The organism is Mordavella massiliensis (genome assembly GCF_016901695.1).
GTDB classification, from domain to species: domain Bacteria; phylum Bacillota; class Clostridia; order Lachnospirales; family Lachnospiraceae; genus Claveliimonas; species Claveliimonas massiliensis_A.
In genome coordinates, this window is sequence record NZ_JACJKS010000020.1 from 14657 (window position 1) to 38517 (window position 23861).

22 protein-coding genes are annotated in these 23861 nt (G+C 56.7%); 21 read left to right on the forward strand and 1 reads right to left on the reverse strand.

The window, feature by feature from the left end; translation table 11 throughout:
- The first annotated feature begins 5 nt into the window (after nucleotides 1-5).
- From modB to H6A20_RS11255, 3 genes are read left to right on the forward strand one after another with little or no spacing between them, the layout of a single operon-like run.
- Nucleotides 6-689 carry a molybdate ABC transporter permease subunit gene (gene modB, locus H6A20_RS11245; protein WP_204907219.1) on the forward strand — a complete coding sequence of 228 codons (684 nt, stop codon included), beginning with the start codon at nucleotides 6-8 and terminating at the stop codon, nucleotides 687-689.
- Nucleotides 686-1723: a sulfate/molybdate ABC transporter ATP-binding protein gene (locus tag H6A20_RS11250; RefSeq protein ID WP_204907220.1), complete on the forward strand. Its 1038-nt coding sequence runs from the start codon at nucleotides 686-688 to the stop codon at nucleotides 1721-1723. Before modB ends, H6A20_RS11250 begins: the two co-directional genes overlap by 4 nt.
- A 23-nt stretch (nucleotides 1724-1746) precedes the next feature.
- Nucleotides 1747-2118 carry a winged helix-turn-helix domain-containing protein gene (locus H6A20_RS11255; RefSeq protein WP_204907221.1) on the forward strand — a complete coding sequence of 124 codons (372 nt, stop codon included), beginning with the start codon at nucleotides 1747-1749 and terminating at the stop codon, nucleotides 2116-2118.
- A 63-nt stretch (nucleotides 2119-2181) separates the two neighbouring features.
- Here the strand turns inward: H6A20_RS11255 and H6A20_RS11260 are convergent, their stop codons facing one another.
- On the reverse strand, nucleotides 2182-3489 hold the full coding sequence (locus H6A20_RS11260; RefSeq protein ID WP_204907222.1) for a putative ABC transporter permease: 1308 nt from the start codon (nucleotides 3487-3489) through the stop codon (nucleotides 2182-2184).
- Nucleotides 3490-3825: 336 nt separating this feature from the next.
- Between H6A20_RS11260 and H6A20_RS11265 the strand changes: the two genes are divergently transcribed.
- The 18 genes from H6A20_RS11265 (at nucleotide 3826) to ppdK (ending at nucleotide 23723) form a co-directional block, all read left to right on the forward strand.
- Nucleotides 3826-4962, forward strand: a complete 1137-nt coding sequence (locus tag H6A20_RS11265; protein WP_204907223.1) for a PucR family transcriptional regulator — start codon at nucleotides 3826-3828, stop codon at nucleotides 4960-4962.
- Between the two features lie 92 nt (nucleotides 4963-5054).
- Nucleotides 5055-6455: a rhamnulokinase gene (gene rhaB, locus H6A20_RS11270; protein WP_204907224.1), complete on the forward strand. Its 1401-nt coding sequence runs from the start codon at nucleotides 5055-5057 to the stop codon at nucleotides 6453-6455.
- A 35-nt stretch (nucleotides 6456-6490) separates the two neighbouring features.
- Nucleotides 6491-7333, forward strand: a complete 843-nt coding sequence (gene rhaD / locus H6A20_RS11275; protein ID WP_204907225.1) for a rhamnulose-1-phosphate aldolase — start codon at nucleotides 6491-6493, stop codon at nucleotides 7331-7333.
- 2 nt (nucleotides 7334-7335) lie between these two features.
- A complete protein-coding gene (locus H6A20_RS13930) occupies nucleotides 7336-9315 on the forward strand; it encodes an amidohydrolase (protein WP_338106694.1) in 1980 nt (659 codons plus the stop codon).
- 16 nt (nucleotides 9316-9331) lie between these two features.
- A complete protein-coding gene (proC, locus tag H6A20_RS11290; protein ID WP_204907226.1) occupies nucleotides 9332-10129 on the forward strand; it encodes a pyrroline-5-carboxylate reductase in 798 nt (265 codons plus the stop codon).
- A gap of 4 nt (nucleotides 10130-10133) precedes the next feature.
- Entirely contained in the window at nucleotides 10134-10829 is a 696-nt protein-coding gene (locus tag H6A20_RS11295) for a Crp/Fnr family transcriptional regulator (RefSeq protein ID WP_204907227.1), read from the forward strand.
- A gap of 97 nt (nucleotides 10830-10926) precedes the next feature.
- A complete protein-coding gene (locus tag H6A20_RS11300) occupies nucleotides 10927-11826 on the forward strand; it encodes a ribokinase (protein ID WP_204907228.1) in 900 nt (299 codons plus the stop codon).
- A gap of 4 nt (nucleotides 11827-11830) precedes the next feature.
- Nucleotides 11831-12433 (forward strand): ECF transporter S component, encoded by a 603-nt coding sequence (locus tag H6A20_RS11305; protein WP_204907229.1) that lies wholly within the window; start codon nucleotides 11831-11833, stop codon nucleotides 12431-12433.
- A complete protein-coding gene (locus H6A20_RS11310) occupies nucleotides 12434-13171 on the forward strand; it encodes an energy-coupling factor transporter transmembrane component T (RefSeq protein WP_204907230.1) in 738 nt (245 codons plus the stop codon).
- Nucleotides 13171-14628: an ABC transporter ATP-binding protein gene (locus H6A20_RS11315; protein ID WP_204907231.1), complete on the forward strand. Its 1458-nt coding sequence runs from the start codon at nucleotides 13171-13173 to the stop codon at nucleotides 14626-14628. Before H6A20_RS11310 ends, H6A20_RS11315 begins: the two co-directional genes overlap by 1 nt.
- Complete coding sequence (locus H6A20_RS11320) at nucleotides 14625-15566, forward strand: nucleoside hydrolase (RefSeq protein ID WP_204907232.1); 942 nt, start codon at nucleotides 14625-14627, stop codon at nucleotides 15564-15566. The genes H6A20_RS11315 and H6A20_RS11320 overlap by 4 nt, the downstream gene beginning before the upstream one ends.
- A 27-nt stretch (nucleotides 15567-15593) precedes the next feature.
- On the forward strand, nucleotides 15594-16619 hold the full coding sequence (add, locus tag H6A20_RS11325) for an adenosine deaminase (RefSeq protein ID WP_338106695.1): 1026 nt from the start codon (nucleotides 15594-15596) through the stop codon (nucleotides 16617-16619).
- Nucleotides 16619-17809, forward strand: a complete 1191-nt coding sequence (locus H6A20_RS11330) for a phosphopentomutase (RefSeq protein WP_204907233.1) — start codon at nucleotides 16619-16621, stop codon at nucleotides 17807-17809. Before add ends, H6A20_RS11330 begins: the two co-directional genes overlap by 1 nt.
- Nucleotides 17810-17822: 13 nt before the next feature.
- Nucleotides 17823-18635: a purine-nucleoside phosphorylase gene (locus tag H6A20_RS11335; protein WP_204907234.1), complete on the forward strand. Its 813-nt coding sequence runs from the start codon at nucleotides 17823-17825 to the stop codon at nucleotides 18633-18635.
- Between the two features lie 96 nt (nucleotides 18636-18731).
- The gene (locus H6A20_RS11340) at nucleotides 18732-19586 is read left to right on the forward strand and encodes a YitT family protein (protein ID WP_204907235.1); all 855 of its coding nucleotides are present in this window, start codon (nucleotides 18732-18734) and stop codon (nucleotides 19584-19586) included.
- 82 nt (nucleotides 19587-19668) lie between these two features.
- Nucleotides 19669-20733 carry an STAS-like domain-containing protein gene (locus H6A20_RS11345; protein ID WP_204907236.1) on the forward strand — a complete coding sequence of 355 codons (1065 nt, stop codon included), beginning with the start codon at nucleotides 19669-19671 and terminating at the stop codon, nucleotides 20731-20733.
- A gap of 21 nt (nucleotides 20734-20754) precedes the next feature.
- Complete coding sequence (locus H6A20_RS11350; RefSeq protein ID WP_204907237.1) at nucleotides 20755-20931, forward strand: RuvC family protein; 177 nt, start codon at nucleotides 20755-20757, stop codon at nucleotides 20929-20931.
- 161 nt (nucleotides 20932-21092) lie between these two features.
- Nucleotides 21093-23723 (forward strand): pyruvate, phosphate dikinase, encoded by a 2631-nt coding sequence (ppdK, locus tag H6A20_RS11355; RefSeq protein ID WP_204907238.1) that lies wholly within the window; start codon nucleotides 21093-21095, stop codon nucleotides 23721-23723.
- Nucleotides 23724-23861: the final 138 nt, after the last annotated feature.

The window sequence follows — 23861 nt, forward strand, 5'->3', positions numbered from 1 at the left end:
GCGGTATGGATCTTTCACCAGTACTGATATCAGCAAAGACAGCGTCGGTGTCTGTCGTACTTACCTTTTTTGCTGGGGTGGCCGCCGCGTTTTTCGTGTTCCGCATGCGAAGCGGGAGGCGGAAGATCTTCTGGGACGGGGTGCTGACGCTCCCGCTCGTGCTGCCTCCCACAGTGGCAGGGTTTTTCCTGCTCTTTCTCTTCGGCGTCCACCGGCCGGTCGGCGCGTTCTTCCTGGAGTTTTTCGGGGTGAAGATCGCGTTTTCCTGGGGCGCCACTGTGCTGGCCGCGTCGGTGATCTCGTTTCCGCTCATGTACCGCTGCGCCCGGGGCGCGTTTGAGCAGGTGGACCGGGACCTTCTGGATGCCGGACGGACGCTTGGCATGTCCGAGTGGCGGATCTTCCGGAAGATCCTTCTGCCGAACGCCCTGCACGGACTCCTCTCAGGGGGGATCCTGGCATTTGCCCGGGGGCTGGGGGAGTTCGGCGCCACGGCTATGATCGCGGGAAACATTGCAGGGGAGACGCGGACGCTGCCGCTGGCTGTCTACTCGGACGTGTCTGCCGGAAATATGGAGGGAGCCGGAAAGTACGTCCTGATCCTGGTGCTTATTTCTTTTATCGCAGTCACCGGGATGAGTTGTGCTACGTATCTGTTTCAGGGATTTGAGCGGAGGGAGACGCGTTGAGAGGGCTGGAAGCAGAGATTGGGAAAAAACTGAAGAATTTTGAGCTGGACGCGGCGTTTTCCCAGGCAGACGGATGTCTCGGCATACTGGGGCCATCGGGCTGCGGGAAGAGCATGACGCTGCGGGCGGTGGCAGGGCTTGTGCGGCCGGACCGGGGGCGGATCTGTCTGGACGGAAGAATCCTGTTTGACAGTGGAAAGCGGGTGGATCTTTCTGTGCAGAAAAGGAAAGTGGGCTATCTTTTCCAGAATTACGCCCTGTTTCCCAACATGACCGTGGCGGAGAATATCCGGGCCGGGATGCGCAAAGGTCCGGCGGCCGGCAAAAACCTGGCGGAACTTGTGCGCCGTTTCCACCTGGAGGGGCTGGAGGGCCGGTATCCGGGGCAGCTCTCCGGCGGCCAGCAGCAGCGGACTGCCCTGGCGAGGATCTTTGCCTCGGATGCGCAGTGCCTTCTGCTGGATGAACCGTTTTCCGCCATGGACAGCTACCTCCGGGAGGAGATGCAGATCGGGCTGGCGCAGATCATCCGGGAGTTTGAAGGCTGTATGGTCCTTGTGAGCCATGACCGGGACGAGATCTACCGTCTGTGCGACCGGACGCTGATCATGGAGAACGGGAAAAGCGTGGTCTGCGGCGGGACGAGGGAACTTTTTGCCAGGCCCCGCAGGGTGGCCGCCGCCCGTCTCACCGGCTGCAAGAACCTGTCGCGGATCCGCAGGGCGGGGGACTTTCAGGTGCACGCCCTGGACTGGCATGTGACACTTCAGACAAAGGAGCCTGTGACGAGCCGGATCACGCATGTCGGGATCCGGGCCCACGACATCCTGCCCGCGCCGGAGGGGGAGGACGTGCCGAACCGGATCCGGGTACTGGTAAAAGAGAAGGTGTATTCGCCCTTTGAGTGGACCCTCGTTTTTCAGAATCTGGAGGAGCCGGGGGCGGGGATCTGGATGAAGCGGGAGCGCGGCGATATGCAGGTGCCGGAGGCAGTGACTGTAGATCCGGCGAAGATCCTCCTGCTGGAGGAGTAAGATGGATGGGAGGAACAGGAAAAATGATAAAACCCGAAGAGAAGAGGCTGCACACCAGGGTGAAGCTGCAGATCTGCACAGACGAGCCGGTGATCGGACCCGGCGTGGCGCAGCTTCTTGAGCTGCTGCAGCAGACGGGCTCCATGAAGGAGGCCTGCGGACGGATGGGCATGTCTTACAGCAAGGGCTGGAAGATCATAGACAGGGCGGAACGGGAGCTGGGGTACAGCCTGATCACCCGCCGGCACGGCGGGGCCAGCGGTGGAAGTTGCCTGGTCACGGAGGACGGCATGGATGTGGTCCGGCGGTACAGGCAGTTGGAGGAGAAGGTGAGCCGGTATGCAGAGGAAATGTTTTGCTGTGAATACTTTAACAGGTCACGTAATACTTTTTAAAAGTGTTACGTCCGGAATTACACGAACTGGTGTGTTATTGTGTATCACATCCATACAATTTCCCTAGCGGATTTGTGCGTTGGGATATATTTCCTTCATTCTGGCGTCATCAAAATGGGTATCTATGACATGTTCCCAGCCATTTTTGGCTGCAGGGCTGCCGTCCCGCTCACTGTACCGGATGAGGGCGGCTGCGGAGACGAGCATGTTGGCGCACATGAAGACGACCAGGATCCAGGTGGCGATGTATCCGGCGATCTTCGGGATCTTCTCGATCCAGCGGGAAAAGTGGGGGTAGAGCCCTTTGATCCAAACGACGGCGGCGATGCCCCAGAAGAAGCAGTAGAGCAGATTGATCCTGCCGCCCAGATTGAAGGGGATGCCGCTGTAGTCCCAGAAGACCTGGCCGAGTACGAGCTCGGAGAGGACGCTGCATATGTATTCGTAGGCGCCGCCCAGAAAGGCGCCTACAAGGAAAATGTGCCGGTCCGGCCGATGGCGGTCTTTGTACAGGAGGGCTGTTGCCAGAACAATGGCAAAGCCCCACACGATGCTGAAAGGCCCCCATACAAGGCTGCTGCGGCTCATCCACACGCCGCCAACCGCCCGGCAGTAGAGCGTCTCCGTCATATCTCCCAGCAGGGCGCCGGTGAGAAAGAGCCAGAAGAGCTTGTAGAAACCGCAGCCCTCGGCAAATGTACCTGTCTTAAACAGTTCCTGTGTCCGCTCCTCGATGACAGGGTATACGGCGGCCATACGCCGCTCTGCGAATCCGATGAGGGAAGCGCCGGCCCGGAAGGGCTGGTTTTTGTATCTGTCGCTGTTTCTGATCCGCTCGGCTGTGAGGATCTCATGGCTGCGGAGGTGGAGAACTGCTGTTATGGAAACAAGGAGGTCCATGAACACATAGCCCGTGATCACCCACACGGTGATAAGGTTCACCGGTTCCGGAAGGGCCGTGTACAGATCCAGGAAAATCCGGTTCCCGTATGCGAGCGCGGCCGCCCCGAGGATGCCCCACAGGAATGTGTACTGGGGGCAGATGTAGCCGTCAAAGTTCCACTTCTTATCTGAATAGTCCCACCATTTGTGCCGGTTCAGCCTCTCCAGCGTCTTGCCCGTGATCCACTCCACCGCCGTGGCGAGCACCGCGCAGCCGAGAAAGAGAAATACAGGCCGCCCGGTCAGCTCATCCAGCGTGACTGTCATGAGCACGGCTGCAAAACCGTAGACAAGGCAGAAGGGGCCGGTGGAGAAACCTCTGTTGGTAAACCGCTTGTTTTTCACTGTCCCCACAACCGCTTCCATTCCCCAGCCTATGAGAGAGTAGATCAGGAAAAGCCAGCAAAGCTGCATCCATGTATATTCCATAAAGAAACTCCTTTCCAGCGGGACCCGGGAAAGGCCCCAGGCCATCATAATATGGCCGCATCGGGCGGGTCAAGCAAAGAGGGAAAGTTTACAGTTTCTTTAGAAATGACATAAACAAAAGCAGCGTGCAGATCACATGCACGCTGCCTCTTTCATCTGGAGATTGTGATGGAAATACAAATAGGGGGCTAAAAGTATGTTTTGTATTTCGAATACAATATAGCACAGCTTGTTATAGAGGGATATATTCTTTTGTTACAGATATTGGTAAAATAATTGTGCCAGAAGCACAAAAATGATATATTGAACTTAGATTCTTACAAGGAGCAGATGAAAATGGCAGTTGAATTGAAATATCTGTATCAGGAAATACCGACAGAGTATGAGGTCAGGCTTCACACAGAGTCCTGTTTCGACCGAAAGATCAGCTGGATCCACTCGGTGGAGGGGAGCGAACTGGCAAAATTTCTCTACGGGGACGAGCTTGTGTTTAATTCGGGCCTGAGCTACGATTCGCAGGCGTGGCTCATGGACTACCTGCAGGCTATGGACGGCGCAGGGGCCGGCGGCGTCATCATCGCACTCAGGGAGGGAAAGCGCTTTCCGGAGGAAGCGGTGGACTGGTGCAACGCCAGGAGGCTGCCGCTTTTTTCGGCCTCCTGGAAGACGCCGTATATCGATATCATGCGGAAGTTTTCCGAGATCCTGCTGAAAAACGAGCAGAGGGAGACCAATCTGATCGCGTCGCTGAAAAACGCGATCTTCTACCCGCGCAATGAGGAGATGTATCTGAGTCACCTGGAGCGGAACGGGTTCCCGCGGGATCTGTCCTACACGGTGGTCATCTTAAGCTGCCACACCTACGACACAGAGAAAGGGAATGAACAGCTGGAAGCGATCCAAAGAAAGCTGCATTTCTGCCTGGACAAATCGATCCTCTACGAGGAGGAGGGAAGACTCATCCTTCTGGCCGCCGGGGGCGGCTGCGGATCCCTGCAGAAGTACTTCCGGAATATGTGCAGGGAGGATCCGCATCTGTATATCGGCGCCGGCACGACTGTGTCGCGGCTGCAGGATATCCACAGATCCTACGAGACTGCCTACACCGCCTACCAGCTCACGAAGACGACGATCCCGACAAACTACCTTGCCTATGATGAGCTGGGCATCTTCAAGATCCTCACGGACGTGAAAGATGCGTCGATCTGTCCGGACTTTGTGGAGGAAGTGCTGGGCGCACTGCTCCGGTATGACAGGGAGCACGGGACTTCCTACATGAAGATCCTGCGGGTCTACTTTGAGCATGACTGCAGCGCCGTCAGCACGGCAAAAGCACTGTACTGCCACAAAAACACGCTGGCCTACAAGCTGAACCACATCCGGGAACTGCTCGGCTGCGACATCCTGAGCAATGAGAACCGGATGCGGATCATGGTGGCGCTGCACATTATGCAGCTCGAGGCACAGCCGTAGATACCGCCGGGAAAATTTCCGGCAGCCCTGTCATTTCGGAGAAAAATGAGGTAAACTGAAAAGCAGATGAAAAGGAGAGGAGCGTGTGGAAGATGAAATGTTTTCTTGCCGTAGATATCGGCGCTTCAAGCGGCCGCCACATCGTCGGATATGTGGAAAACGGACGGATGAAGATGCAGGAGATCTACCGGTTTCCCAATGGTATGAAGATGCAGGACGGCAGGCTGTGCTGGGACATAGACGGCCTGTTCCGGGAAGTCCTGGCAGGGATGAAAAAGTGCAGGGAACAGGGATACACGCCAGATACGATGGGGATCGACACGTGGGGTGTTGACTTTGTACTCCTGGACGGCAGCAGCCGGCGCCTGGGTCCGGCTGTGGGATACCGGGACAGCCGCACAAAAGGCATGGAGGAGAAGGTATATCAGACTATACCGGAGGAAGCTCTTTACCGGCGCACCGGCATCCAGAGACAGCCGTTCAACACGATCTACCAGCTGATGGCAGTAAAGGAACAGGAGCCGGGCCTGCTGGAGAAGGCGGAGGCGCTGCTCCTCATCCCGGACTATCTTCATTTCCTGCTGACAGGAAGGAAAGCCACCGAGTACACGAACGCAACGACCACGCAGCTGCTGGATGCGCCAAGCGGGGACTGGGACAGGGAGCTCATCGCCATGCTGGGCTATCCGGAAACCATGTTCCAGGAGATATGCAGGCCGGGCACCGTGCTGGGCCCGCTGCAGGAGGAGATACGCAGGGAGGTCGGGTTCGACTGCCAGATCGTGCTGCCGGCCACGCACGATACCGGCTCCGCGGTCCTTGCCATGCCCTGCCGGGAGGAGACGGGCCTGTACATCAGCTCCGGGACATGGTCCCTCATGGGGACGGAAGTCCGCGAGGCCGTGCTGACAGAGGAGGCCAGGAAGGCCAATCTGACCAACGAGGGAGGCTATGACGGGAGGTTCCGTCTGCTGAAAAATATCATGGGACTCTGGATGATCCAGTCCCTGCGCCATGAGGACGGGGATGTCTATGATTTCGCCTGGGTGTGCAGGGAAGCGGAAAAGAACCGGGACTTCCCCTCGCGGGTGGATGTCAACGACGATATCTTCCTTGCACCTGAGAGCATGAAGGAGGCCGTGAAGCTGTACTGCCGCAGGACCGGACAGCCGGTGCCGGAGACGACGGGGGAACTGGCGGCCGTCATCTACCAGAGCCTGGCAGTGTGCTACGCAAAGACAGCGGAGGAGATCGAGGCGGTCTCGGGCCGGCGCTTTGCCTGTATCCATATCATCGGCGGGGGAGCCAATGCAGATTATCTGAGCAGGATCACTGCATCCGCCTCAGGGCGCACGGTGTCGGCCGGCCCGACAGAGGCGACAGCCATCGGCAACCTGACAGTGCAGATGACGGCAGCAGGGATATTCCGGGATCTTGCGGAAGCGCGTGCCTGCGTCAGAGAGTCGTTTCCGATCAGGACGTTTGAACCATAAGATAAAATACATATACAGGAGAAAGGAGCAGAAACATGAACGTAACAGACGCAAAATTTGTACAGGGATTTGTCAGGATGTGCAGCGACGGATGGGAGCAGGGCTGGCATGAGAGAAACGGCGGGAATCTCACATACCGCATGAAGCCGGAGGAGGCGCAGGAGGTCATGCCGCTGCTTGACAGGACCCGGCCGTGGCAGCCGATCGGAGCGGACGTGCCCGGTCTGGCAGGCGAATTTTTCATGGTAACCGGAAGCGGGAAATTTTTCCGGAACGCGGTTTTGGATCCCGCGGACACAACGGCGATCATTGAGATCGACGACAGCGGAAAGAATTACAGGATCTGCTGGGGGCTTGTAAACGGCGGACGGCCGACAAGCGAGCTGCCGAGCCACCTGATGAACCACGAGGTAAAGAAAGAGATTTCCGGCGGAAGACACAGAGTCATTTACCACGCGCACACGCCGAATACGATCGCCCTGACCTTTGTGCTGCCGCTGAAAGACGAGGTCTTCACAAGGGAAATCTGGGAGATGATGACAGAGTGTCCGGTCATTTTCCCGGACGGCATCGGCGTTGTCGACTGGATGGTGCCGGGCGGGAGAGAGATCGCGGTGGTGACCAGCGAGCTGATGAAAAAGTACGACGTGGCTGTCTGGGCCCATCACGGGATGTTCTGCTCCGGTGAAGATTTTGACACAACCTTCGGGCTGATGCACACGGTGGAGAAGTCTGCGCAGATCCTGCTCAAAGTCCTCTCTGTGTCCCCGGTCAAGCGGCAGACGATCACGGCCCGGAATTTCCGGGATCTGGCAGAAGCATTCCATGTGACGCTGCCGGAGCGGTTCCTGTATGAAAAGCAGGCAGAGGAGGAATAAATATGGCAGAGACGGCTGTAAGCTGTAACATCGAACACCATGCAGTCCTCTTTGCCCTGCTGGCGAAGCGGGCGGTGGAACTGTGCGGGGAGGACGGGGAAAAGGCCATTCTGCACGGCATGATCCTCTATGGGAAGGAGAGGGGCCGGCGGATGGCGCTGAACGCCCTCGCCCGCGGGGAACAACTGAATACACTGACAAACCAGGCGTACGGGGAGTGGAAACCGGACTATGACGGGCAGATGGAATTCGGGCAGATCTGCACAGAGCCGTCGCTTCGCACCTACATAGCCAGATGCGCCTGGTGCGATGCCTGGAAGAAGCACGGATTGACAGAATACGGGAAACTTTATTGTGTCCATGTAGATGATGCCGTTTACCAGGGTTACCAGGACGCCTATGTCTGCACCCAGATCACAGAACCCATGAGCTGGGGCGGGAAGCGCTGTGAGTTCGACTGGGGCTGCCCGCTGACGCCGGAGGAAAACGAGGCGCTGGCGGCAAAGAAAAAAGAACTCGGGACATCCTGCATGAAGGATTTCAATTTCCACACAGCCCACTTAAAATCCACCATCAGCCGGGTGCTTGCAGAGGACCTGGGGAAGGACGGTGAAAAGGCGGCGGCCCTTGCCCTGGAAGACTTTGCGGAGACATTCGGCCGGGCGTACCTGGATGTGCTGGATACGATCCCGCCGGAGGAGCTCTATCCGGGTGACACACTGGAAAAGAGTGCATCGGCGGAATTGAAAAATGGGATCACCTCCTGGCTGGAGGAGCATGAGGACGAAATGATCCGCACGGCGGACTTTATATTCCATCACCCGGAGACCGCCTACAGGGAGGAGAGATCCGCGGCCTGCCTGGCTGCCTTCCTCAAAGAAAACGGCTTTCAGGTAAGCGGCGGAACCGCCGGGATCGGGACGGCCTTCACAGCCGCGTGGGGAGAGGGAAGCCCTGTCATCGGCTTCCTGGCCGAGTACGATGCCCTGCCGGGACTGGGCCATGCCTGCGGCCACAATCTCCTGGGGACCGGAGCCGCGGCCGCGGCCTGCGCGCTGAAGGCACAGATGGAGAAGAAGGGGATGCAGGGGACACTTCGGGTCTACGGCTGCCCGGCGGAGGAGACTATGTCCGGCAAGATCGTCATGAACAGGGCGCATGTCTTTGACGACCTGGACATTGCCGTGACCTGGCATCCCTTTGACCGGAACCGGGTCAGCAATGATATCTGGCAGGCGCAGGATATTAAGAACTATACGTTCCACGGGGTCAGCGCCCATGCCTCCCGGTCGCCGGAGCAGGGCCGCAGCGCCCTGGACGCCGCAGAGCTCATGAACGTAGGGGTCAACTACCTGCGGGAACATGTGGCGGGAGATGTGCGGATGCACTACGCCTACATGGACAACGGCCAGCCGGCCAACGTGGTGCCGGATCTGGCAAAGACAAACTACTATATCCGCTCCAGCCTGCGGGCAAGGACGGAGGATGCCTCCAGGAGGGTGGATGACTGCGCCAGGGGCGCCGCCATCATGACGGGGACGACAGTAGACATCGAGCTTGTGTCAAGCTGCAAAGAGATGAAGATCGACCGGGAGCTGACGGAGCTCTACTATGAGGCCATGACGAAGATCCCGACGCCCGTGTACACGCAGGAGGAGCTGGACTTTGCGGAGCAGGTAAGCCGGGAGGCGGGCTTTGACAACGGCGGGGAATATTTCCGGGGCCTGGAGCCGCTGGAGGATGAGCCGGTGCCCATCTCCATCGGAACAGACGCCTCTGAGGTGAGCCACACGGTGCCCCTCATCACCCTGAGCGCTGCCACCATGTGCAGGGGAACCCCCCTCCACCACTGGGCCGCCGCAAAACAGGCCGGCATGAGCATCGGCCACAAGGGAATGCTGTACGCAGCCCGGTGCATGGCGGAGGGCACACAGCTCTGGATGGAGAGATACGGACAGAAGAAAAAAACAGAAAGAAAATAAAGGGAGGAACAAAACAATGATCACAAAGAAAATCGGCTGGATCGGATGCGGGAATATGGGAGGAGCCATCCTCCACGGCGCGCTGGAGAGCGGCGTGCTGCCAAAGGAGAACGCAGCGGTGTACGACGTCAGCGCGGCAGCCATGGAGAAGGCAAAAGAGTGGGGCGTAAGTACTGCGGCAGGCTGCGGGGAGCTGTGCCGCGCAAGCGATCTGGTCCTGCTGGCTGTAAAACCCCAGTACGTGGAGCAGACGCTGGCCCAGTGCGGGGACGCCCTGGACGGCAAGGCGGTGATCTCCATCGTGGCGGGCGTCACGGCAGAGCGCCTGCGCGGGATGATCAAGGGGGCGCCCCGGATCCTCAGGACCATGCCAAACACACCGGCTATGGTGTTTGAAGGCGCGTTTGCCCTCTGCTCAGACAATGACCTCACGGAGGAGGAGATGGCGGCAGCTACAGAACTCTTTGCAGCCATCGGCGTGGTGGAGAAAGTGCCGGAGCACCTCATCGATGCAGTCTGCGGCTTAAGCGGCGGCGGTCCGGCCTACGTGGCCATGTTCATTGAGGCCATGGCGGACGGAGGTGTGAAGCAGGGGCTTCCCAGGGCGACGGCTTACCGACTGGCAGCGCAGACCTGTCTCGGGACGGCGAAGATGATCCTTGACATGGGGATCCATCCGGGCCAGCTCAAAGACATGGTGACCTCCCCGGGCGGCACGACCATCGAGGGGTGCGAAGCGCTGGAGAGAGGCGGCATGCGGGCGGCTGTCATCGACTGCATCAACGCAGGCGCGGAGAAATCCAGGAAACTGTAGAATGATGGATTTACAAGGACTGTGGGAGAAGTACAGGGAGGAAACGGTATTTAATTACTCTGTTTTGCCGGAACATTTGAAAAAGCATGGAGAGCATCTGGTCGTGGAGCCGCAGACACTCATCGTCTCCCGGGGAGAATTTCCCGGCAGCATCTATTTCATACTGGACGGTGTGGCTGCCGGCGTGCGGGAGTATGCGGACGGAAATGAATACAGTTATTTTCAACTGGACCGGCAGAATGGGAATATAGGACTTCTGGAGATTTTTGCCAGAAAGGAGAGCTATATCGCCACTATTGTCAGCATCACAAGAGTTGAGATGGTGAGGATAGATGCAGCGCTGATCTATGAGGCGGCGATGCAGGATGTCTCTCTTTTAAGACGATGCACAGCGCTTCTGGCAGACGATCTCTATAAGCGGTCCGGCAATGACGGGATCCTCTATTATTTCCAGGGGATCGACCGGGTGAGATACTATCTGACCAGTTACTATGAGAGACACCAGGCGGAGGCGGAAAAAGGCAAGGTCACGGTCCATGCGGAATACCAGGACATTGCCAGCAGCATCGGAGTCAGTGTGCGCACGGTGGGGCGGAATCTGCAGAAACTCAAGGAGACCGGCGAGATAGGATCCTGGCACAAGAAGACGACGGTGTCGCAGGAGCAGTACAGGCAGATGCTGGAGAACCTCTATCTGTAAGAAAAGTGCATAAAAACCAGGGCGGAAACTGTTGCTTCCGCCCTGGTTTTTTGTCTGAAATGCCTAAAAAAGAGGGAAAGGAGGAAAACTGTACAATATGACAGAGAAAAAAGTGCTTGTCTACGGTTCTCTCAATCTGGATCACGTCTACAGTGTGGATCATTTTGCAGGGCCGGGAGAAACCATTCCGGCAAGAGACATGAAGGTCTCCTGCGGCGGAAAAGGTCTGAACCAGGCGGTTGCATTTGCCAAGGCAGGAGCACAGACCTATCTGGCGGGCAAGACCGGCAGCGGCGGGGATCTGCTCCGGGACACATGCCGGGAGTACGGCGTGCATACCGACTATCTCAAATCCTGCAGCGAGCCGGGCGGACACGCGGTCATCCAGGTGGATGCGCAGGGACAGAACTCGATCATCATCTTCGGCGGTACAAACCGGATGCAGACGGAGGAAGAGATCAGCCGTGTGCTGGAACAGTTTGACGGGGGAGATTTTCTGATCCTGCAAAACGAGATCAACAATCTTCCATATCTGATCCAAAGAGCGCATGAACGCGGGATGGAGATCGTGCTGAACCCGTCGCCGTGGGAGGAGTCGCTGCGAAGCTGCGGGCTGGAGCAGGTCTCCTGGCTGATCCTGAACGAGGTGGAGGCCTTTCAGATGACAGGGGAGCAGGAGCCGGAGGCAGTGCTGGATCAGTTCAGACGGATGTATCCGGATATGAAGATCGTACTCACGCTTGGGGAGGACGGATCCATGTGCCAGAGCAGCGGGCTGTGTCTGTCCGCTCCCTGCGTCCGCACCAGGGCTGTGGATACCACGGCGGCGGGGGATACATTTACAGGGTATTTCTTTGCGGAGATCCTGCGGGGCAGGACAGAAGAGCAGGCTCTGCGGACAGCCTCACAGGTTGCAGCCATCACGGTGTCAAGGCGGGGGGCTGCAGCGGCGATCCCGTATCTGCGGGAAGTATTAGATGAACAGGAAAGGAATTGAGAATATGAAACGAGGAATAAAATATGATTTCTCTCTGCTGGCGCTTCTGCTGATACCGGTAGGTGTATCATTGAGCGTGGTGGGGTATCAGCTGTCAACGATCCTGAAGCTGCCGGTGTTTGTAGACCAGATCGGCATCATGCTGGTGTCCATGATCGCCGGCCCCTGGGTGGGCCTTGTGGCCGGCATGCTTGGCAATGTAGTGAACGGGATGCTGAACCCGGTCTCCTTTGGGTTTGCGTTTGTATCTATGGCGCTGGGCCTGGTGTGCGGCTTTATGTCCAGGTGGAGATGGTTCACCAACATTTTCGGCATTGTCATCGGCTGTGCCATCATCAATGTGGTGACGGCCATGGTCTCCGGCGTCGTGTCCACCTTCATGTTCGGGGGCGTGACAGGTTCCGGCACAGACCTGGTGACAGCGGCCTTCCTTGCAACCGGACAGGCGCTCTGGACCTCTGTGCTCTCCGCAAACCTGCTCACGGGAACCTTCAACACGATCATCAATTTTGCCGTAAGCTATATTATCGTGAAGCGGATCCCGGACCGGTTTCTTGTAAAGCTCAACTACGGAATGCCTTACATCAAAAAGAAGGGGGTAAGATAAATGAACAGCGCAATCGGAAAACTGTATCCTTCGACTAAATTTGCAGTATTGCTCCTGCTGGTGATCCTAAGCGTATTTACGCCCGGGTACATGCTCCAGTATCTCATGTTCCTGGTGGTGCTTCTCTTCAGTCTCTGCGCGGGGACGGCCAGACAGTTCCTAGGGACATTTTTCAAATCCATCTTCATCATTATTATTTTCATATTTGCCATCCAGGTCTTCATCATCAGCAATGAAGATGCGCAGCCGATCTGGGCGTTCATCCATTTCTCCCAGACCGGGCTGAACGACAGCCTGAGCATGACGTCCAAGATCGTGGCGATCAGCTCCCTCGTCATCTGTTTTTTCCAGGTGACAGATATCAAGGATATCACATTCGCGCTGGAGAAATCAGGCACGCCCAGAAAGGTGACGTTCCTCATCTCCTCCACGATCCAGTTGATCCCGCAGATGTCTGCTCTCTCCAAAACGATCACGGACGCGCAGAAGTCCAGGGGGATTGAGACGGAAGGAAGTCTTCTCATCCGGGCGAAAGCGTTTGTGCCCATGCTGGGCCCCCTGGTGCTGTCTTCCATCCAGCAGACAGAGGAGAGGATGCTGGCCCTGGAGTCGAGAGCATTTTCGTCAAAGGCGAAAAAGACGTCAATCTATGAGATCCGTAAAAAACCGGCAGATTATGTCCTGGATATCCTGTGCGTGGCAGGACTGATCGCCTATATTGCATGGAGGGTGATGTAATGGCAGTCATTTCATTGAAACATGTGAGCTACCAGTATCCGCTGGAAGACCACAAAGTAATCAGAGATATTTCTTTTGAAATTGAAAAAGGACAGGTGTGGGGGCTGATCGGCGCAAACGAGTCCGGCAAGACAAGCGTCTGCAATATCATCCGCGGGTTTATCCCGGAGATCTACCGGGGCACGCTGGAGGGGGACGTGCTCATCAAAGGGAAGAAGATAGAAGAGTACGGGCCCGGGGAACGGGCTTCCATCGTGGGATATTCTTTCCAGAATCCATTCACCCAGATCTCCGGCGTCAAGGAGACGGTCTATGAGGAACTGGCTTACGGGATGGAGAATACGGGCGTCCCGCGGGAGAAGATGAAGGAGAAGGTGGAGGAACTGATCCGGATCTTCCATCTGGAAAAGCTGAGGGATAAAAACCCATATGAGCTCTCCGGCGGGCAGAAGCAGCGGGTGGCCCTGGCGTCCATGCTGGCACTGGATCCGGAGATCGTGATCCTGGACGAACCCACATCCCAACTGGATCCAAAGAGCACAGAGGACATTTTTGAGATCGTGAAGCTTTTGAAGGAGCAGGGCAAGACGATCATCCTGGTGGAGCACAAGGTGGACCTGGTGGCAGAGTACTGCGACCACATCCTGCTTCTTGCGGATGGCCAGGTGGCCATGCAGGGGAAGACGGAGGAGATCCTGACGGATCCGCAGGTGCTTGTATGCGGCGGCCAGCTCCCCCAGGTGGTCCTGTATTTTCTGGAGAGGGAAAAGCGCACAGGGAAAAAGAACAAAATCCCGCTCACGGTACAGAACGTGAGCTTTGCTTATCCAAACGGCTACACAGCCGTGGAGGATGTGAGCATGGCGTTTGAAAAAGGGGAGGCTGTGGCCATTATCGGACAGAACGGCGCGGGCAAGACGACGACGGTCAAGCTGATGAACGGGCTTCTGCGCCCGACAAAGGGGGAGGTTCTGATCGAAGGGCAGTCCACGGCGGACAAGACGACAGCCACCATCGCCAGGAAGGTGGGGTATGTGTTCCAGAATCCGGACGACCAGATCTTCCAGGAATCCATCTACAAGGAGATCTCATACGGCCTTGTAAAGCAGAAGATGGCGCCGGAGGAAGTGAAGAGGAGAACGCTGGATGAGCCGACGGCCGGGCAGGACAGGAAGTCCACGGAACTTCTCGGCGCGATCGGAGCCGGTCTTGCAAAAAAAGGAAAAATTGTGATTACCATCACCCATGACATGGAATTTGTTGTAAAATATTTTAAGAGGGTGATCGTCATGGCTGAGAAGAAAAAGAGAAGAGACGCTTCGCCCCGGGAAATCTTCTGGGACGAGGAACTTCTCAGATTCAGCAGCCTGAAGCAGCCCTACCTGTGCCAGCTCGCCAACCTGCTGGGGCACCGGGATATCCTGACCATCGGGGAACTGCTGGAGGTGACAGTATGAGATATCTTCTGATCGACTGCGACCCGGGCCACGATGACGCCATGGCGATCCTGACGGCCTGCGCCCATCCGGAGGAGCTGAAGATACTCGGCATCACTACGGTGGGAGGAAACCAGACGCTTAAAAGGGTGACAGAGAATGCAAAAAATATCCTCCGTTTTCTCTGTGCAGATATTCCGTTGGCATCCGGCCAGGAGGGCCCCCTCGTGAGGCGGCTTCAGGCGGCCCCCGAGGCCCACGGGGACAGCGGGATGGACGGATTTGATTTTGGCACGGGAGATTATCCGCTGGCATCCGAACATGCGGTGACATTCCTCTATGAGAAGATCATGGCCTGCCCGGAGAAGGTGACCATCGCCGCGCTGGCGCCGCTTACGAACCTGGCGCTGCTTCTGAAGGTGTTTCCGGAGGTGAAGGAGAAGATCAGCTGCATCAGTATGATGGGCGGCGGCATCAGCCACGGCAACTGCACGGAACTGACTGAGTTCAATATCTACGTGGATCCCGAGGCGGCTCAGATCGTCTTTACCTCCGGCATCCCCATCGTGATGGCGGGGCTGGATGTGACGGAGAAGGCGGCCGTTACGGCGGAGGAGATCGAAAGCCTGAAGACAAAAGGCAGGATCAGCCGTATGGCCGGGGAACTGCTGACGTTCTACCACGAGTCGGGAAAACAGTTCGGCTTTGTGGACAGTCCCATCCATGATCTGTGCGCAGTGGCGTACCTTCTGGAGCCAGGCATGTTCCGCGGGGAGCGCTGGCATGTGGAGGTGTCCACAGAGGACGGCCCCGCAAGGGGACTGACCTATGCGGATAAGCGGCTTGCCGGAAATGAGCAGAAAAACGTGCTTGTGCTGGAGGATGTGGACAGAGACAGGTTTGCGGGATTGTTTATAGAGGCCCTGGAACGGCTGGATGCATCCGCATGCAGCAGGTAAAGTGGTAAGAGAAAGGAGGCTGCAGCTGTGGAGCGGGAAGAGAAGGATCTGAAAAGAAAAGAACTGAAGGGCAGCCGCTGGCAGTCTGCTCCGAAAGTGGAACTCCACTGCCACCTGGACGGATCCCTGAGCCGGGCGTTCGTGGAAAGCCGGCTGGGAAGAGCGGTGCCCATCCGGGAACTGCAGGTGGAGCCGGACTGCCGGAGCCTTCCCCAATATCTGGAAAAGTTTGATCTGCCCCTCGCCTGCCTGCAGGATGAGGAGGGACTTCAGGGCGCCGGCTATGATTTCATCCGGTCTGTGTCCGGGGAACATGTGCGCTATGCGGAGGTGCGGTTTGCGCCCTCCCTCTCGGCCCACGGGGATCTGACATGCGGCCGGGTGATCCGGGCTGTGCTGGAAGGACTGGAGAGAGGCCGGCAGGACTTTGGAACAGAGTACAATGTCATCGTCTGCGCCATGCGGGGCCAGGCCTTTGAGCAGAATCTGTCCATGCTGCGCGCGGCCCGGGAGTTCCTGGGGCAGGGAGTGTGCGCCGCGGACCTGGCCGGCAACGAGGCCGCCTGGCCTATGTCGGAGTACCGGGAGCTTTTTGCGGAGGCGCGGAAGATGGGCATGCCTTTCACTATCCACGCCGGGGAGTGCGGCAGCGCCGCGAATATCCGGGACGCGCTGGATGCGGGGGCGGCCAGGATCGGCCACGGCATCGCCATGCGGGGGCAGGATGCGCTGAAAGCCCTGTGCCGGGAGAGGGGCACCGGCATCGAGATGTGCCCGGTGAGCAACCTGCAGACAAGGGCGGTGGAGAGGCCGGAAGACTATCCCCTGCGGGAGTTCCTGGACGCCGGGCTGAAGGTCACGGTCAACACGGACAACCGCACGGTCAGCGGCAGCACCCTGTCCGGGGAACTTGCTTTCGTGCAGGAGATGTACGGCATCCGTGAGGAGGAGATCTTCCTTCTTTTAAAAAATGCAGTGGATGTGTCGTTCGCGGATGACAGCGTCAAACAGAAACTTTACAGGGAGCTTGCAGACTGGAAGGAGGGAAGATGATGGACAGATATAAGAGGATTTTTGTGATCGTGCTGGATTCCCTCGGCATCGGCGCCATGCCGGATTCGCCGGAGTACGGGGACACGGATGTGGACACGTTCGGACATATCGCGCAGGCCGCCGGGCCCCTTTTGATCCCCCATCTCACCCGGCTTGGCATGCTGCATCTCCACCCGGTGGAGGGGATAAAGCCGGACCAGGCCCCTGCGGGAAGATACATGCGGATGGCGGAGGCCAGCCACAGCAAGGATACGATGACCGGGCACTGGGAGATGATGGGTCTGAAGGTGGAGAAACCATTCCGCACCTTCACAGAGCACGGGTTCCCGCCGGAACTCATCCAGGAGCTGGAGAGGCGGTGCGGGAAGAAGGTGATCGGCAACCGCAGCGAGAGCGGGACGAAGATCCTGGATGAGCTGGGGGAGGAGGAGATCCGGGACGGGTCCATGATCGTCTACACCTCTGCCGACTCTGTGCTGCAGATCGCCGGCAATGAGGAGACCTTCGACCTTGAAAACCTGTACCGCTGCTGCGAGATCGCCCGGGAACTCACCTTAAAGGATGAGTGGAAAGTGGGCCGGGTCATCGCAAGGCCCTATGTGGGCAGGAAGAAGGGGGAGTTCGTCCGGACGAGCAACCGCCGGGACTACGCCCTGAAGCCTTTTGGAAGAACGGCTATGGACGCGCTGAAAGACGCCGGCTATGATGTGATCGCCGTCGGCAAGATCCACGACATCTTTTCGGGGGAGGGCATCACGAGATCCCTCCATTCAGACAGCTCTGTCCACGGCATGGAGCAGACCTGCCAGATCTGCCGGGAAGACTTCCGGGGCCTTTGCTTCACGAACCTGGTGGACTTCGACGCCCTGTGGGGGCACCGGAGAAACCCGGACGGGTATGCCCGCGAGATCGAGAAGTTTGACGCCGGCCTTGGAAAGCTCATGGAGCTTCTGCGGCAGGACGATCTGGTCATCCTGACTGCGGATCATGGCAACGACCCCACTTACACGGGAACAGACCATACGAGGGAGTACGTGCCTTTTATCGCCTGGTCGCCCTCCATGCAGGAAGGCGGACCGCTCCCGGATGCACAGACATTTGCAGACATCGGGGCGACAGTTGCGGATAATTTCGGGCTGGAGATGCCGGAGGGGACCATCGGCACATCCAGACTTGCAGAACTGGTATAAGGAGGAACATAGGATGTACGGGAGACTGAAAGGATATGTGGAGACGATCCGCAGGAAGACGGACCTTGTGCCCAGGGCCGCCATTGTGCTCGGATCGGGCCTTGGGGCATACGGCGAACAGATCGAGGCGGAGGCGGAGATCCCATACAGCGAGCTGGAGGGGTTCCCGGTGTCCACCGTGGCGGGCCATAAAGGGCGGTTCCTGTTCGGCACGGCCCAGGGGGTGCCGGTGGTGCTGATGCAGGGGAGAGTGCATTACTATGAAGGGTACGACATGCAGGAGGTAGTCCTCCCCGCCCGGCTTATGGGCATGCTGGGAGCGCAGATCCTTGTCCTCACCAACGCGGCGGGCGGCATCAATACGTCCTTTCATCCGGGGGACCTGATGCTGCTTACGGATCATATCTCCTCCTTTGTGCCGAGCCCGCTGCGGGGCGCCAACATCGATGAGCTGGGACCCCGGTTCCCGGATATGAGCCACGTGTACAGCCCGGCGCTGGCGGACAAGCTGCGTACAGCGGCGGACGCCGCCGGCGTGGATCTGAAGGAGGGCGTGTACGCCCAGCTCTCCGGGCCCAACTACGAGACGCCGGCGGAGATCCGTATGCTGCGGGCTCTCGGGGCGGACGCAGTGGGCATGAGCACCGTGTGCGAGGCCATGGCGGCCCGGCATATGGGCATGGAGGTGTGCGGTATCTCCTGCATTACGAACATGGCCGCCGGCATTCTGGATCAGCCGCTGGATCACCGGGAAGTGCAGGAGACGGCGGACCGGGTGAAGGAAAAGTTCGAGGGGCTGGTGACGCAGTTCCTGCGGGAAATCTGAAGCGGAAAAAATGTCTTGAAAAATGGCGCGGGAACCGATATTCTTTTTACGTACGCAGACGGTGATATGAGCAATTGCAAATACAAGGAGGTTCCTATGAAAAAAGTTGCCGGAGAATATCTGTATATCACGCTGGGGATGGTGATCGTCACGGTGGCTGTCTACTTCTTTATGCTGCCGCTGCACGTCGTCATGGGCAGCATCAGCGGTCTGGCGCTGGTGCTCGTGCAGGTCTTTCCGCTTCCCATCTCGGCCATGACCCTGATCCTGAATGTGTTCTGTCTTGTGGCCGGTTTTCTTCTGGTGGGCAAGGAGTTTGGCGTAAAGACGGTGTATGCCTCCCTGCTCCAGCCGCTGTTCCTGGCCATTTTTGAAACCGTATTTCCCGACCAGAAATCCATCACGGGGGATCTGATCCTGGATACGCTGGCCATGCTGGTGATCGTCAGCATCGGGCAGGCGATCCTGTTCCAGGTGCAGGCGTCCTCAGGCGGTCTGGATATCGTGGCCAAGATCTTAAATAAATATCTCCACGTGGAGATCGGGAAAGCCGTCTCTGCGGCCGGCATCGTCATCGTGCTGAGTTCGGCGATCTTCTATGACGGGAGGACCGTGGTGGCAGGTCTCCTTGGAACGTACATGAACGGCATGCTGGTGGACGAGTATATCGGCGGTTTCCTGCGGAAAAAGAGGGTGTGCATCCTGTCCGATCACTACGAGGAACTGACGGCATACATCCACACGGAGCTGAAGCGCGGGGCAACCCTCTACCAGGCAAAGGGAAGCTATGAGGGTGTGACGCGCACGGAGCTGGTGTCGATCCTGACCCGGAATGAGTATGCAATGCTGAGGCACTATATCCAGGAGACGGACCCGCAGGCGTTTGTGACTGTATCTACAGTCAATGAAGTGGCGGGGGTGTGGAACAAGAAGGACGGGAAGTTGAAATAATATCTTGATTATCGACATAAAATATGTTATAGTACAATAAACAGGAAATAAAGTTCTTAAATACGGAGATAAAGTATGGCATATGTCTTTTAAAGAAGAGAAGCGAAACGCGATCCGGAAGTATATGCTGGATAAGATTCGAAATGGAGAAAGTGATTTTCTGAAGAAGACTGCGGATAACTTCGAAATTTCAGAGACTTCTGTTCGCCGCTATGTCCGGGAGTGCGACAGAGGGGGAATTCTGGAAAGAGATGCGGATCAGCCGACAGGATGGAAGCTGCGCACGGTTTCTGAGAACTGGGAACTGGACACCGCAGAGCAACTGGAGGAAGACAGCCTTTTCTGGGAGTATATTTATCCATATCTGCGTGATCTGCCTGACAATGTGAGGGATATCTGGTACTATGCGTTTACGGAGATCATGAACAATGCAATCGAACATTCCAAAGGCAGCAGGATCCTTTTTTCTCTGCAGCAGGATCCTTTGTATACAGAGATTTCTATTACAGATAATGGAACCGGGATTTTTCGGAATATACAGAAATACATGCAGGAGAAAAAGGAAGTTGCATTGGACAGCGTACAGGCGGCGCTGGAGCTGTATAAAGGGAAACTTACGACAAATCCGGAAGGACATTCAGGAGAGGGAATCTTTTTTGTGTCAAAGATGCTGGCTCAGTTTGCCATATGGTCGGACAATACGATCTACGCATATCGGTGCGGCGACCGGCACAGATTTGTCCAGTCTCATCTGATTTCCTATTATACAAGACTGGAGGGGATAGGGACGATGGCTGTAATGATGCTCGACAATGATACAAAGCGCACATCCAGAGAGGTGTTTGACATGTATGCCCCGCTGGAGGAGGGATTTGTGAAAACAGAGATTCCCCTGCGGGAGATGTGTCCGCTGGGTGATCCGGTGGCCCGGTCCCAGGCCAGGCGCATTTTGCGCAGACTGGAGGAGTTCAGAGAGATTGTCTTTGATTTTCGGGGGATTGATTTCATGGGACAGGGTTTTGCAGATGAAGTGTTCCGCGTATTCCAGCACTGTCACCCGGATATCACACTGACCGTAGTGAATGCAAATGCCTCCGTCCGTGGGATGATTCGGCATGTAACGGCGCAGGCGGGAGAAGAGACATAAGAGAAGGCAGGGAAGAACAGGATGGAGGACGAAAAGAAAGATGGACAGCCCGGCCGGACACTGCTGGCCGGGATCGATGTGGGATCCACGACAACGAAGATCGCAGTCGCAGATCCCCGGACGCGCAGATCCTGCCCCTTGACTACGATCCGGACGTCAGCTTTGCGAACATTGAGAACCGTCTCCAGATGCTGGTGATGAACGTGAACCGGAAAAAGGAGAAGGATCCGGTCAGCGCGTAGAGGAACTATTTGAGAAGTTGCGGCTTTTAGGCTTGACGAACCCTGGCAAAACCAGTAAAATATATGTGCAAATTACTAGAGTTTACTAGAAAGAAAAAATTAGGAGGTCATTGGAACATGGCAACAAAATGGGTTTATATGTTCACAGAAGGCAATGCTACCATGAGAAACCTTCTCGGTGGTAAAGGCGCCAACCTTGCTGAGATGACAGGCCTGGGACTCCCCGTTCCGCAGGGATTCACTGTTACGACAGAGGCTTGTACACAGTACTACGAGGACGGCAGACAGATCAACGACGAGATCATGAGTCAGATCATGGAAGCTATGGCCAAGCTGGAGGAGATCACAGGAAAGAAATTCGGAGACAAGACGAATCCGCTTCTCGTTTCCGTACGTTCCGGTGCGAGAGCTTCCATGCCTGGTATGATGGACACGATCCTGAACCTCGGCCTGAACGAGGAAGTTGTCGAGGCTCTTGCTACAGCGTCCGGTAACGAGCGCTGGGCCTGGGACTGCTACAGAAGATTCATCCAGATGTATTCCGACGTAGTTATGGAAGTAGGCAAGAAGTACTTTGAAGAGCTCATCGACAAGATGAAAGAGGAGAAGGGCGTTAAGCAGGACGTTGAGCTGACAGCAGAGGATCTGAAGACTCTGGCAGGACAGTTCAAGGCTGAGTACAAGGAGAAGATCGGTTCCGACTTCCCGTCCGACGCCAAGGAGCAGCTTGTAGGTGCTGTTAAGGCTGTATTCCGTTCCTGGGACAACCCGAGAGCAAACGTATACCGTCGTGACAATGATATCCCGTATTCCTGGGGAACGGCTGTCAACGTACAGATGATGGCATTCGGCAACATGGGCGATGACTGCGGTACAGGCGTTGCTTTCACACGTGATCCTGCTACAGGAGAGAACGGCCTGTTCGGTGAGTTCCTGACGAACGCACAGGGCGAGGACGTTGTTGCCGGCGTGCGCACACCGATGCACATCGCAGAGATGGAGCAGAAATTCCCGGAGGCATTTGCACAGTTCAAGGATGTGTGCAAGACTCTGGAGACTCACTACAGAGATATGCAGGACATGGAGTTTACTGTAGAGCACGGCAAACTGTACATGCTGCAGACACGTAACGGTAAGAGAACAGCGCAGGCTGCCCTCAAGATCGCATGCGACCTCGTGGACGAGGGCATGAGAACAGAGGAAGAGGCTGTTGCCATGATCGATCCGCGTAACCTTGACACACTGCTTCACCCGCAGTTCGACGCTGCTGCCCTGAAGGCTGCAACTCCGATGGGCAAAGGTCTTGGAGCTTCTCCGGGAGCTGCCTGCGGTAAGGTTGTCTTCACGGCTGACGACGCTGTAGAGTGGGCTGAGAGAGGCGAGAAGGTTATCCTTGTACGTCTTGAGACATCCCCTGAGGATATCACAGGCATGAAGTCTGCACAGGGTATCCTGACAGTACGCGGCGGTATGACATCCCACGCTGCCGTTGTTGCACGTGGTATGGGCGAGTGCTGCGTATCCGGATGCGGCGACATCGTTATGGACGAGGCAAACAAGAAATTCACACTCGGCGGAAAAGAGTTCCACGAGGGAGACTGCATCTCCATCGACGGTTCCACAGGTAACATCTACGACGGCATCATCCCGACTGTAGACGCTACGATCGCCGGCGAGTTCGGACGCATCATGGACTGGGCTGACAAGTACAGAACCATGAAGGTCCGCACAAATGCAGATACACCCGAGGATGCAAGAAAAGCTGCAGAGCTTGGCGCTGAGGGTATCGGTCTTTGCCGTACAGAGCATATGTTCTTTGGCGAGGGCAGGATCGATGCATTCCGTGAGATGATCTGTGCTGAGACAGAGGAAGAGAGAGAGAAAGCTCTTGAGAAGGTTCTTCCCTATCAGCAGAGCGACTTCGAGAAGCTGTACGAGGCTCTGGAAGGCAACCCGGTAACGATCCGCTTCCTGGATCCCCCGCTTCACGAGTTCGTTCCCACAGAGGAAGAGGACATCAAGAAGCTGGCCGAGGCTCAGGGCAAGACTGTTGAGAGGATCAAAGAGATCATCGACAGCCTGCACGAGTTCAACCCGATGATGGGTCACCGCGGATGCCGTCTGGCCGTAACATATCCGGAGATCGCGAAGATGCAGACAAAGGCTGTTATCCGCGCGGCTATCAACGTACAGAAGGCTCATCCGGGCTGGAAGGTTCAGCCGGAGATCATGATCCCGCTTGTTGGCGACATCAAAGAGCTGAAATACGTGAAGAAGTTCGTTGTTGAGACAGCAGACGCTGAGATTGAGGCTGCCGGAAGCGACCTTGAGTACGAGGTTGGCACCATGATCGAGATCCCGAGAGCTGCCCTTACAGCCGACGAGATCGCTGCAGAGGCTGACTTCTTCTGCTTCGGTACAAACGACCTGACACAGATGACATACGGCTTCTCCCGTGACGATGCAGGTAAGTTCCTTGAGGCTTACTATGACGCCAAGATCTTCGAGAACGATCCGTTCGCAAAACTGGATCAGGTTGGCGTTGGCAAGCTGATGAAGATGGCTATCGATCTTGGAAAACCGGTGAATCCGAAGCTCCACGTAGGTATCTGCGGCGAGCACGGCGGAGATCCGAGCTCTGTAGAGTTCTGCAACGAGCTTGGCCTGGACTATGTATCCTGCTCACCGTTCCGTGTACCGATCGCACGTCTGGCTGCTGCACAGGCTGCAATCGCACAGAGAAAGTAATCACAGCAGAAAAAATGTGACTTATACAGAAAGAGGGTGTCGCAAAATCATCAAGTTAGATGATTGAGCGGCGCCCTCGCTCCGTTTATGGAAAAATCAGGAGAAAATCCTTTTGTTTGTGGACATTCTCCTGATTTT